Origin of the sequence: Candidatus Anoxymicrobium japonicum (assembly GCA_002843005.1) — a bacterium.
In the GTDB taxonomy this organism is placed as follows: Bacteria; Actinomycetota; Geothermincolia; order Fen-727; family Anoxymicrobiaceae; genus Anoxymicrobium; species Anoxymicrobium japonicum.
Genome location: PHEX01000075.1, coordinates 1 through 11,719, shown reverse-complemented (window position 1 = coordinate 11,719; position 11,719 = coordinate 1). Strand labels below are relative to the sequence as shown.

At 57.8% G+C, this 11,719-nt stretch carries 8 protein-coding genes; 4 read left to right on the top strand and 4 right to left on the bottom strand.

What is annotated here, in order from left to right:
• Positions 1 to 222 precede the first annotated feature (222 nt).
• Positions 223 to 1,482 carry an AAA family ATPase gene (locus CVT63_07235; GenBank protein PKQ27589.1) on the top strand — a complete coding sequence of 420 codons (1,260 nt, stop codon included), beginning with the start codon at positions 223 to 225 and terminating at the stop codon, positions 1,480 to 1,482.
• 4 nt (positions 1,483 to 1,486) lie between these two features.
• On the opposite strand, the gene CVT63_07230 is transcribed toward CVT63_07235, so the two are convergent.
• Complete coding sequence (locus CVT63_07230; protein ID PKQ27588.1) at positions 1,487 to 2,773, bottom strand: homoserine dehydrogenase; 1,287 nt, start codon at positions 2,771 to 2,773, stop codon at positions 1,487 to 1,489.
• Positions 2,774 to 2,944: 171 nt separating this feature from the next.
• Here CVT63_07230 and CVT63_07225 point away from each other — a divergent pair, with 171 nt between their 5' ends.
• Positions 2,945 to 4,396, top strand: a complete 1,452-nt coding sequence (locus CVT63_07225; GenBank protein ID PKQ27587.1) for a hypothetical protein — start codon at positions 2,945 to 2,947, stop codon at positions 4,394 to 4,396.
• A gap of 53 nt (positions 4,397 to 4,449) precedes the next feature.
• On the opposite strand, the gene CVT63_07220 is transcribed toward CVT63_07225, so the two are convergent.
• Positions 4,450 to 5,733, bottom strand: coding sequence for a hypothetical protein (locus tag CVT63_07220; GenBank protein ID PKQ27586.1), 1,284 nt, complete (start codon positions 5,731 to 5,733; stop codon positions 4,450 to 4,452).
• 323 nt (positions 5,734 to 6,056) lie between these two features.
• Complete coding sequence (locus tag CVT63_07215) at positions 6,057 to 7,970, bottom strand: hypothetical protein (GenBank protein PKQ27585.1); 1,914 nt, start codon at positions 7,968 to 7,970, stop codon at positions 6,057 to 6,059.
• A 204-nt stretch (positions 7,971 to 8,174) separates the two neighbouring features.
• Here CVT63_07215 and CVT63_07210 point away from each other — a divergent pair, with 204 nt between their 5' ends.
• Positions 8,175 to 9,467: a bifunctional hexulose-6-phosphate synthase/ribonuclease regulator gene (locus tag CVT63_07210; protein PKQ27584.1), complete on the top strand. Its 1,293-nt coding sequence runs from the start codon at positions 8,175 to 8,177 to the stop codon at positions 9,465 to 9,467.
• Between the two features lie 12 nt (positions 9,468 to 9,479).
• The gene (locus tag CVT63_07205; protein PKQ27583.1) at positions 9,480 to 10,703 is read left to right on the top strand and encodes a hypothetical protein; all 1,224 of its coding nucleotides are present in this window, start codon (positions 9,480 to 9,482) and stop codon (positions 10,701 to 10,703) included.
• 5 nt (positions 10,704 to 10,708) lie between these two features.
• Here CVT63_07205 and CVT63_07200 read toward each other — a convergent pair whose 3' ends face one another.
• Positions 10,709 to 11,695, bottom strand: coding sequence for a hypothetical protein (locus CVT63_07200; GenBank protein PKQ27582.1), 987 nt, complete (start codon positions 11,693 to 11,695; stop codon positions 10,709 to 10,711).
• Positions 11,696 to 11,719 lie beyond the last annotated feature (24 nt).

The window sequence follows — 11,719 nt, the reverse complement described above, 5'->3', positions numbered from 1 at the left end:
CTTTTCGCTGTGATTATAACAAGTTATGTTCACAATGTGCGCCCCCTCGCCCCGGGGTCACCGCGGGCGAAGCGCGTGGGGTGGGAGAGGGTTGGGGCAAAACCCCCCTAGCCCCCCTTGTCAGGGGGGTACCTCGCCCCCCACCTTAATCCTCCCGCCGTCTAAATGTGCAAATCAGACTTTTAACTTGCCTTTTGCACGCGCATGCCTTATCCTATGGCAATGATCATTCGAGACATCACGGAAGAACTGGTTCAGTCCGCCGCGGAGTATCCCGTGGTGACCATCCTGGGATCCCGCCAGTCGGGCAAGACCACCCTGGCCCGGATGACGTTTCCGGACATGCCATACTTTTCGCTCGAGGATCCGGATGTGCGCATGGCGGCTGAAGCCGATCCGCGGGGATTCCTCGACCGAATGGAAAGCGGCGGCATCCTGGACGAGGCGCAACGACTTCCCGCGCTGCTCTCCTACATTCAAGGTATGGTCGACAAGACCAGGAAACGCGGGCGGTTCATCCTGACCGGAAGCCATCAACCGCGACTGCACGAGGCGATCAGCCAGTCGCTGGCGGGTCGGACGGCCATGCTGACCCTGTGGCCGTTCTCGCTTCATGAACTCCGTCGTTACGACTCGGCGTTGGACGCCTTCGACTTGATCCGTCGCGGGTTTTTCCCCGGGCTTCACGAGGAGAAGTTGGCGCCGCGCCGGTTTTTCAACGGCTACCTTCAGACCTACGTCGAGAGGGATGTCCGCGCCTTGATCCAGTTGCGCGATCTGTCGCAGTTCCAGAAGTTCCTCACCTTGTTGGCTGGCCGGGTGGGACAGGTGGTCAACCTCGCCTCGCTCGGCAACGATGTGGGCGCTTCCGGCACGACGATTAGGAATTGGCTCTCGGTGCTGAAGGCTTCGTATGTCGTGTTCGAACTGCCTCCGTTTTTCGAGAACGTCCAAAAGCGGGTGATCAAGTCGCCCAAAATATACTTCACCGACGTGGGGCTCGCCGCCTTTCTGCTCGGCATTCACACGGAGGAACAGGCCTCCCGCGATCCCTTGCGAGGGAGCCTGTACGAGAATTTCGTTATCGCAGACATCATGAAGGCCGCGCTCAACAGGGGAATCAGGCCGGAGATTTATTTCTTCCGGGATTCCCACGGCAACGAGGTCGATCTGCTCATCCGGGAAAAAGGCGTGATCACGCCTGTGGAGATCAAGTCCGCAGCGACCTTCTCCACGGATTTCGTCAAGGGACTCGAACAGTTCCATGCGTTGAGGATCAAGCGCGTCGCGGCTGGCGCGGTTCTTTATAACGGCGAGCAGACCTTCAGTATTAGTGGCGTCCGCGTTCTCAATCCGCTCCATGTCGAGGATATCTGGAAAACGCTGATCTCGATATCAGCCAGGCAATCTCATCAGTGTATGTTCGACCAACGGGATACGCAGGGAAACGCAACACCGGGGTCAGGCCCCTTTGTTGCGTAATCCCCTATTCGACGCGGATCACACTTGGGATTTCCTCGACCTCGTCCAGGCTCTCGAGGCCCCGGCGCGCGGCACGGAAGTTACGCTCGAGCACTTTGTGAGTTATCAACACGATCTGGACGCTGTCGCCGATCCCTTTTTGAACGACATTTTCCAGGCTTACGTCACACTCGCCGAAAACGCCCGCGATCTTCGCGAGAACGCCCGGGCGGTCAACGACCTTCAGCACCACGTAGAAGCGCGTAGAAACGTCCTCTATCGGCATGATCTCAGCCTCGCGCGACCAGTATGAGCGCGTCGAGGCGGGCGGGCGGGCGAGGTTGCGCGCGATGTTGACGACGTCACCGAGGATCGCGGTCGCGGTCGGCAGTGAGCCCGCGCCTTGCCCGTAAAACATCAACTCGCCCACTGACTCCCCGATCACGAACACGGCGTTGAAGTTCCCGGATATGCCGGCGAGCGGATGGTCGAGCGGGATCATCGCCGGGTGAACGCGCGCGGAAATGCCCGCGTCACCGCGCTCGGCGATCGCCAGCAACTTGATCGCGTATCCAAGCTCGCGAGCGTTGTCAATATCCTCAGGCCGGATGCGGGATATTCCTTCGCGGTATATCTGGTCGGCGGTGACGCCGGCATGGAACGCGATCGAACACAGGATCGCCAGCTTGTTCGCGGCGTCATCACCTTCGATGTCGGATGACGGGTTCGCTTCCGCGTAACCCAGTTTCTGCGCCCCGGCAAGAGCCTGTGCGTATGTGCTTCCATCAGTGCTCATGCGGGTGAGGATATAGTTTGTGGTGCCGTTTACGATGCCCATGATCTTCATAATGTTGTCGCCGCCGAGGGACTCCTCGAGCGGCCTGATGAGCGGAATGCCACCGCCTACCGCAGCCTCGAAACGGACATGCGCGTTTGTCTTCGCCGCCGCCTCCATGATCTCGCGCCCGTGGAGCGCGATAAGTTCCTTGTTTGCGGTCACAAGTGACTTGCCGCGCCCGAGAGCGTCAAGCACAAACTCGCGCGCGGGCTTTACGCCACCCATGACCTCGATGAAGATGTCGATTTCAGGGTCGTGGAGCGCAATCTCCGCGTCAGTCGTCATCAGCGCGCGGTCAGCCGGAAAGGTGCGCGGCTCGTCGAGGTCTTTAACCAGGATGCGCGCAATCTCGAGCGGCCTGCGCGCGGCCTCCGCGAGCTCCGCGGCGTTTTTACGCGCGAGATGGAAGACGCCCGAGCCGATAGTGCCACAGCCGAGCAATCCTATTCTGACTGGATGTTTTGGGTCGGTCATTTGTTTCTCCTGACAACAGTGTCAACAAATTCTATGATACCGCATTTGCTCCGCAGGATGGAATCGCGCGCGCGACGCGGCTCAAGAGGGAGGGCAGTCTCTCGGGCCGCATCAGGCCACCACCGTTGCGATATATTAGAATGGATATTATAATATTATCAATTCTGATAAATGCGGAAGGGGAATCTGATGAGAAAAAACGTCTTTCTGGACAGGGAAGAAGACCTTCGCGCCCTGGACGAAATTTATGAGCGCCCGGGCACACATCTCGTCGTAGTTTACGGAAGGAGGAGGGTGGGCAAAACTCGCCTTCTGCTTCAGTTCGCAAAGGACAAGCCTCACGTCTTCTACACGGCAATAAAGAAGGCCGAGACCCAGCAGGCGCTCGAGTTTTCTGAGGAAATGGAAAAGCTCGTTGCGCACGATACGCCAATACACCATGACAACTGGCGGGACGCTATCGGCTATATGTTCGAGAGTTACGTTGGACGATCGGACAAGGTCGTCGTGGTGATAGACGAATTCCCCGAGGTCTGGAGGCAGAACAAATCGATTCCAGGCGAGATCTCCGCCAGGCTCGAGCGATTTGCGGGCAAGTCCAACATGATGCTGGTTCTGTGCGGCTCGGCCGTCCGGCAAATGGAGCAGCTTCTCGGCGGACGGGAGCCCCTCTACCTGAGACAGCCGCTCATGCTGAAGATAAAACCGCTCGACTTAACGCAGGCTTCGCTGTTCCTGAAAGAATGGGACTTCACGAGGAGGGTAGAGGGGTACGCGGTTATGGGCGGGATGCCTATGTACCTGTCGGAGGCCGCCCGGCACCGGAACCTGAGAGACTTCATAGCCCAAAAGGTGGTCAACCCGAGGGGCCTTTTTTTCGGGGAGGGCAACACAATCGTCGGACAGGAGCTCGGTGATGTTGCCATGTATTTCGGCCTTCTCGAAGCAATCGCCGGTGGCGCGGGAAAGTTGGCCGAGATTTCGAGCGCCGTCGGAAAGAAGGCCGAAGACCTCAGCGTGTATTTGAGGAAAATTGAGGGAATCCAACTGATAAAAAGAGAAGTGCCGGCCACCGAAAAGAACCCTGTCAAGTCAAAGAAAGGCCGATACGTGATCACGGACAACTTCATTCGCTTCTGGTTCCGCTTTGTCCACCCATATGCGGGTTTGATAGATGCCGGGCAGCAAGGCCTCGTGATGAAGCGGGTCGAAGCGGGGCTGAGCGCCTTCCTGGGTCGGCCCACTGAAGAAGTGGTAAGACAGGCCGTGCTCGCGATGAGCGCACGCGGCAACTTGCCAATAACTGTCACGAGACTGGGTCGGTACTGGGACAAGAACCGCGAGATAGATATTTGTGGCGCCGGAGAAAAGAAGAGGGAGTACCTCTGGGGAGAGTGCAAGTGGCAAAACTCCATGATGGGCGCAGGAGTCTATCATTTGCTGAAAGAGAAAGTGGATGCCTCGGGAGTGAATCCAGGAGGCAAAAACTTCTACCTGCTGTGCTCCAAATCAGGGTTTACTTCAAAGCTCAAAAGCCTGGCCGCCAAAGAGGAGATCATCTTGTGGGACGCCGGGGCGCCTCGCCGTACTCACCGAGTACGACTCGGTCGCGCGGCCTTTTAAGGAACGGCGCATCGACGCTCTCGATACGTTACCGTATTTATGGAAAGGGGCACTTAGTGATCGCCAAGCTTGCCCATCAACGTCCAGTACATCCAGCAGGGAATCACCTCAACCGACTTGTCTCCGTCTGAGAACGAGGTCTCGGCGCCGTCCGAGATTATGTATCCCCTGGCGGCCTTGTGCCTGTGAAGAAACTTGAACAGGGGCGCGGCGTCCCGCTTCCTGACTTCAGATCTGATCTTGACCTCCACCGGGACCAATTCCCCCTCGCACACTATGACCATATCCACCTCGTCTTTTTGGGGGGTTCTCGAGAAAAAGCGGGCCTTCAGGACGTTTGCGAAGAACTGCTCAATAAGCTCGGGGCGGCCGACTCGGGGAGATAGTGCCTTGCTGAACGCCGTGCTCGACAGATAGACCTTCTTCATCTTCTTCTCGCTCGTTAGAAGATTGGGCGAGTAGTTATAGAGCTTGTTCACCAGCAGCGAGTATTCGAGGTAGGAGAAATATGCGGCGATGGTCCGCTGGTCGTGGCCGAGATCCTGCCCCAGGTTCTTGTAGTCGAGAAGCATGCCCGGTCTCCCGGCGCAGACGCGCAGGCATCTGTGCAAAAGGTCGGGGGAGTTTATTCGAAAGCTCTCCGGCAGGTCGCGATAGATGACTCTCTCGAGCAGACCCTCCTTGAAATACTTGTTCCTCTGAATCTCGCTGAGCTCCAGCGCCTCTATGAAGCCTCCGTTCGCCATGAATCCCTCGAGAGCGCGCCGTATCCGAAGCTCAAAAACCTTCTCCTTTTTCTTGTCGATGTCATCGCCCGAGAACTCCAGGTATTCATCGAAATCAAGAGGATCGATCCTGGTCTCGAAGAACCTTCCCGCCAGACTTTCTTTCACTCCTTTTGAGATGTTTATGGCAGCCGAGCCGGAGAGGCAAAGCTTCACGCTCGGATACATGTCATGGATGACTTTGACCTTGTCCGGCCAGTTGTCGAGCTTCTGCACCTCGTCGAGAAACAGGTAGGTCTTCCTGTCGCGAGGCAGGTCTTCTCTGATGATCTCCCTCTCGTAAGCCGCCAGTATCTCCTTGATATCGGCCCTCTCCTCATCGAAAGAGAAGTAAAGGACGTGATATGGATCGGCTTCTTTGCGCTCGAGGAGGCAGTCAATCAACTGGAACATGGTGGTGGTCTTGCCCACTCGCCGCAGTCCGTACAGGATCAACATCTGCCGCAGATCCATATATTCCGAGAGCCCGGTCAGCAACCGCCGTTTCTTTCCCACGAGAGAGGCGGGCACCCTGCCGTCCCTCCACCATGGGTTGAACGTAATCAGATCCATAAGCACTATCCTTAGTATGTCATTACTATGCAATTATAATTACATGGTAATGTTAATACTCTTTCGCGTCAAGGCTGCTCAACGAACGTCCTCGCGCGCGCCGCGCTCAGCATCTCCGCCAGCTCCATAAACACCATGGGGCGGACCAATCGCCGCATTCGGTTCCGCACCGCGGGCCCGCCTTCCGCGACGGCGCTCACCACGGTATAAAAATCGCGCCAGCCACCTTTGAGCCGCGTCGCGCGCGCGGATAGGCGCGGCAGTTCCGATTTGCTCTCCTGCGCAACTACTGAAAAATCTGGGATCCGAAGGGATCAATTGAATTAATTTCTCGTGATCTCTTCGTTTCTGGCGGCGCGTATCGCATAGAAGGAAACCGGCAACGCCGTCAGGAAGGCGATGGCGGTGACAAGGATTTCCTTCACCTCATAAGTAAGCCGGGAAGAGGACCAGCCGGCTGCGACAACTGATATCAATATCGCCGTCACGATGAGAGCCGCTGTTGAATAAGCAATTCCATTCAGCAGCGATTTCTCAATAACAGACCATTTCTTCCTTGCCGGTCTTCGTTTGCGGACGGACAAAATCCATCCTCTGCGATAGGATCTTATCGCGAACCAGGTAGCGACGACCGCGGTTGTAGATGCCACAAGTACGCTGGAGAAAAGCAGATCCGTTGTGACAAACGCCGGCGGGCGAGACGAATACTGACTGTGGTAATGACTTGCCAGGATTGTCAGTAGCAATGTTGCGGCGGCGGCGAAGATGCCCGCGCCGATCGAGTATAGCTTTGGGGTCGAGACCAGCGGGCTGTATTTTCGAATCTTCGTCTTTTCCGTTTTTCCGACCGTTTTTTTATAACTCCTCCAGAAATAGAACGCAGACTTGTTTCTGAACTTCCAAAACGACCTGAACCCCTTTGAATTCCTCTCGACGAGCCACCTTTGTTCCTCGTTCCTGGACCATCTTCGCACCCGGCCCAGCATCGCCCAGAAACCGTAGAACTTCATGTACGCCTTGATCTCCAGTTCCATGATCTCGATCCTGGAGAGGTGAGGTGTATGCATTTGGGGCTCGCATTCGCAGTACTCGGCGAAATCGAACTCATCAATGAGATTGTTCTCCAGCGCAAGCCGGTAAAGGTCAGTTCCGGGCCAGGGGGTTATGACGGTAAAATCGGCTATGTCTATGGGCAACTGTTTGTTCATCTCGATGAGAGCTTCCACATCCTCGTACGTATCGTCCAGATTACCGATTATGTTCCCGGCCCAGATCAGCATCCCGTTCTTTTCGAGAATCTCGCAGGCTCTGTGTATATCCTCGATTCTCGTCTTCTTGTTCATCCGGTCCAGCGCGACTTGAGTAGCCGCCTCAATGCCGATGAACACCACACGCATGTTGGCCCTTGCCATCTTTCTCACCGTCTCAGGATGTCGAACGATGGAATCCACCCTGGAGAAAACGGAGTACAACCGGTCGTTCAGTCCTTCGGAGATGATGAGGTCGCATATCTCATCAACCCTTCTCATGTCATGGCAGAAGTTGTCATCCACTATGCTGACTATCTCGGTCTGGCCGGTTCGTTTTATCTCGTCGATAACCTGCGGGGGTGCAAGTTCCCTGTAGCCTTGCCAGATCATGGGCACGGCGCAGAAACTGCACCGGAAAGGGCAGCCCCGGGCGGTGCTTACAGCGTCCATCTGCTTGCCGAATGCCTGATATTTTTTCCGGTTCTCAGATATCAGGTCTCTTCTCGGTCGAGGAAGCGCGTTCAGATCCGCGGGGAGCCTGCCGGGATTGTGGATGACGCCGGTTCCGTCCATGTAGCTTATCCCCGGCATGGAGTCGAGAGGTTTGCCATCCGCGATGTCTTTGAAAGTCAGTTCGCCCTCACCGCGTACGACGATGTCAACCTCAGGATTCTGGACGACCTGAGGCATCAACGAAGGATGTGCGCCTCCAAGAACCGTGAGGGCGCCGCATTCTTTGGCGATCCGGCAAAGCTCCAGCGCGGAGTCGATCGAAGGGGTCAGGACGGTTATCCCGACAATGTCAACTGAACTCAGTCTCGCTCTGAGTTTTTTCTCTTTTAATTTCTCGACTTTCATGTCCAGTATCTGAACCTCATGCCCGTCGAGAGCCGCCGCGATAGACATAAGGCCTAACGGAGGATAGCGCATCGTCCAATCCAGAAGCGGGACTTCTTTTGAAGGATTTATCAGCAGTACTTTAGACATGGCCACCTGCCCGCTAAACTGGCAATCCCATTTACAGCCACCGACACCATCATTATATTCCTTCGCCACTCCTCTTGAGGGCAGCCTCTCAAGGCCATGCCTGCCGTCGCGAGCTTGCCTTGTGTTATACTCATTTTCGCTCTTTCTCAGTCGAAAATCACCGGGATTTCCACTCCCGGCGCGAGTAATATGATTAGGAGAAACATGAATAAACCGGTACTGCAGGTTGCGCTTGATTTCGTCGATCTCGAGCGCGCGATCGAGGTCGCCCGCGAGGCCATCGAGGGCGGCGTGAACTGGATCGAGATCGGCACGCCTCTCATCAAGAGCGAGGGGCTCAACGCTGTGCGCGCGATGCGCCGGGCGTTCCCCAATCACAAGATAATCGCCGACATGAAAACCATCGACGCTGGGCGCACCGAGGTCGAGACTGCGGCGAAGGCGGGCGCGAACATCATTGACGTGCTGGGAGCGTCATCGGACGCCACCATCGCCGAGTGCGTGGAGGCGGCGCGCAACTATGGCGCCGAGATCGTGGTGGACATGATCGAGGTTGCCGATCCTGTGGAGCGCGCCAGGGCCGCCGAGGCTGCGGGCGCGAACTACATCGCGGTGCACACGGCGATCGACGTCCAGATGGTGGGCGGCGACCCGTTCGAGGTTCTGGAGAAGGTCGCCGGGGCCGTGGACATCCCTGTGGCCTGCGCGGGCGGAGTCAACTCCGAGACCGCGGCGCGCGCGATCGAGCACGGCGCCCGGATCGTCATCGTCGGTGGTGCCATCATCAAGTCCGCGGACGCTAAAGCCGCCGCCGCCGAGATAAAGAACGCGATGCTCACCGGCGTCGCCGGGGAAACGACCCTCTACAAGCGCGTGGACGACGCCGGCATCCGCGAAGCGCTCATGCGCGTCTCATGCGCGAACATATCCGACGCGATGCACAGAACGGGCGATCTCGCGGGCCTCCGTCCCGTGACGCACGGCGTAAAAATTGCCGGCCCTGTGGTGACAGTGCGCACCTACCCTGGCGACTGGGCCAAGCCGGTCGAGGCGATCGACGTGGCGGGTGAAGGTGACGTTATCGTGATAGACGCCGGCGGGCGGGGTCCCGCTATGTGGGGAGAACTTGCCACGCACTCGGCTATCGGGCGCAAGATCGCGGGAGTGGTCGCCGACGGCGCTGTGCGCGATACGCCTGAAATCCGTGAGTTGCGCTTCGGGGTCTGGACCCGGCTCATCACGCCAACCGCGGGCGAGCCAAAGGGCTTCGGCGAGATAAACGCGCCGATAAAGATCGCGGGCGTGCGCATCCACCCGGGCGACTGGGCGGTGGGTGACGACGACGGTGTCGTTATCATTCCCAAAGCACGCGCGGTCGAGTTCGCGAACCGCGCGATGGATGTTCTCGAGAAAGAAAACCGTCTGCGCGGTGAGATCCAGAGCGGAAGCACATTGAGCCAGGTCGCGTACCTGGAGAAGTGGGAAAAAAAGAAGTAGGTCACTAATCTTATGACGCGACCCACAACATTCCTCGAAGCGATCTTCAAAGTGATAGACACGGTCGCGCACAAGCTGGTCAACTTCGCGCCGCTCGGGCGCGGGATGCGCAACGCGATGAAGTCACCCGCGGATGGGCTTATCTCGTGGGATCACGTGCGCGAGATAGCGGTCGCGACGCTCGAGCTGCAACGAGAGAAGCCTGAGGCTATCCATCCCTCGATGGTCGCGGCTTACCAGAAGATGCTGCTCGACTCGCAAGATCAGGTCGCGGGCTACACGGAGTTGAAGGTATCAAGGTTGCCCGAGCGCGTCGAGGTATTCAACCAGCAGGAGTGGATCGACGCCAACATCGTGTCGTTCCGGTTTCTCTTCGACCGTATCTCTGAGCGATACGTGAAGATGCTCGAGGAGATGGAGCTCGAGAAGGGCGTGTCGTCGGGGCGCGTCGCGCGGAAGCTCGCGCGGACCGTCCTCTGCGTTCAAGTCGGCATCATCATGGGATACCTGTCGCGGAAGGTGCTCGGGCAGTTCGACCTGTCGCTGCCGGAGCCGGATAAAGGCGGGAAGCTGTACGTGGTCGAGCCCAACGTACGGCGTGTGGAAATGGAGCTCGGCCTCGAACCCGCGGAGTTCCGGCAGTGGATCACGCTGCACGAGGTGACGCACTCGTTCGAGTTCCACTGCAACGGTTGGTTGCGGCCGTTCATGATGTCATCGACACAGGAGTACCTCAGCGGTATCGACTGGAAGAGCATGGCGCGACCGGACTCCCTTCGCAAGATGCGACGGGGCGCCGTCGGTGAAGGTGACGCGCTCAAGGTGGGTGGGCTCATCTCGATGGTGATGACGCCGGAACAGCGCACTATACTGGCGCGGCTCCAGGCCGTGATGTCCGTGCTCGAAGGTTACTCTAACCACGTGATGGATCAGGTCGGACAGGCGCTGCTGCCATCCTACGACGACATGAAGAGCCGGTTCGACCGGCGGCGAGATTCGAAAAGCAGAGCGGAGAAGCTCTTCCAGCGGCTCATCGGGCTCAATCTGAAACTCGAGCAGTACAAAATCGGACAGAAATTCGTGGACACGGTCGTTGAAGCCGAGGGAGTGGAGTTCATGAACAAAGTCTGGGAGAACGCGCAACGGATGCCGACATTAGACGAGATCGGTGATCCGGCCGCATGGATCGCCCGCACAAAAAACGGCACGCCACCCGCGAAATTGAGGTTGGTGTAGGTGTTCTATTCAAAGCTGTTGATGACGGCGTTGAAGATCGGTTCGTTCACCCGAAAATCCATTGCCAGCGAGTGGCAGTCGATGCTGTAAACGTTCGTTTCGGCCTGCGCGACCACCTGGATCGACCGCAACTTGTACTGTTGCCCGTCAGCCTCGTACTCCCACTCAAACGTCCTGCGCGCGCCTACCATGTCCCCTATCGAGTATGGAGTGAACAACACTTCAGCTCGGGCGCCGGCCGCCTGCCGAACTATCTCGTTGAGATATCCAATCTCGGCGGACGTGAAGTCGGTATCGGTCACCACGAACCGTGGCGGGTACGGCCCGGAGGGTGCTATGAAACCGATGAGCGCGCCGGTGAGTGTCGCCTTATCCGCAGCGGCCCAGCTTTCAGGAACCATGATCGAAAATGCCGCGCCGGGATCAGTGTAACGCGTGAGCGTCGCAACCGATGAGGCCTTCGCGAGTACGAACTTCGCTTTTGTTTCCAGCTTCCCGTCAATCAGCAACCTGACGGTGTATGAGCCGGCCGCCCAACCAGCCTCCGGGCGCTCCAGACAGAAAGCCACGCGCCCGCTGGAAGTAAGGAATTTCGCGCCGGAAGAACCAGCCATTGCGCCAAACGTTCCCTTGAAGTCGCCGACCTGCTTGTCGTCTTTGAACCAGCGAGCCTCCAGTCGCGTGCCGGCGAACGCGCGGAGGCGCGCGCAACAGTAAAGGCTCGGGATATCGGTTGTGAAACGCGTCTTTGAGTCGAGCGGCTTAAGCGCGCCATCGACGCGCGACGAAAAGGATACACCGGAGAGCGACGGCGCGCCGAACTTCACGACGCCTGTGAGCAAAACCGCGCAAAGAGCGGCGACACCCGCCAGTAAAAGCGCCGGAACCAATATCGCCGCGGCCCTTCGCCCTCCACCCGGCGGCTTTGGATACTCTCGACTCAAGGTCACGCCCTTTTTGAATCGCTTAACTTTTGGGGTCAGGTCAGGCACCGTCTACCGCTAAAGCGGTAGACG

Excerpts from the sequence above, each read along its gene's own strand:
- CVT63_07230 (PKQ27588.1), bottom strand. The coding sequence starts at position 2,773 with ATGACCGACCCAAAACATCCAGTCAGAATAGGATTGCTCGGCTGTGGC.
- CVT63_07210 (PKQ27584.1), top strand. The coding sequence starts at position 8,175 with ATGAATAAACCGGTACTGCAGGTTGCGCTTGATTTCGTCGATCTCGAG.
- CVT63_07220 (PKQ27586.1), bottom strand. The coding sequence starts at position 5,733 with ATGGATCTGATTACGTTCAACCCATGGTGGAGGGACGGCAGGGTGCCC.
- CVT63_07235 (PKQ27589.1), top strand. The coding sequence starts at position 223 with ATGATCATTCGAGACATCACGGAAGAACTGGTTCAGTCCGCCGCGGAG.
- CVT63_07215 (PKQ27585.1), bottom strand. The coding sequence starts at position 7,970 with ATGTCTAAAGTACTGCTGATAAATCCTTCAAAAGAAGTCCCGCTTCTG.
- CVT63_07205 (PKQ27583.1), top strand. The coding sequence starts at position 9,480 with ATGACGCGACCCACAACATTCCTCGAAGCGATCTTCAAAGTGATAGAC.
- CVT63_07225 (PKQ27587.1), top strand. The coding sequence starts at position 2,945 with ATGCGGAAGGGGAATCTGATGAGAAAAAACGTCTTTCTGGACAGGGAA.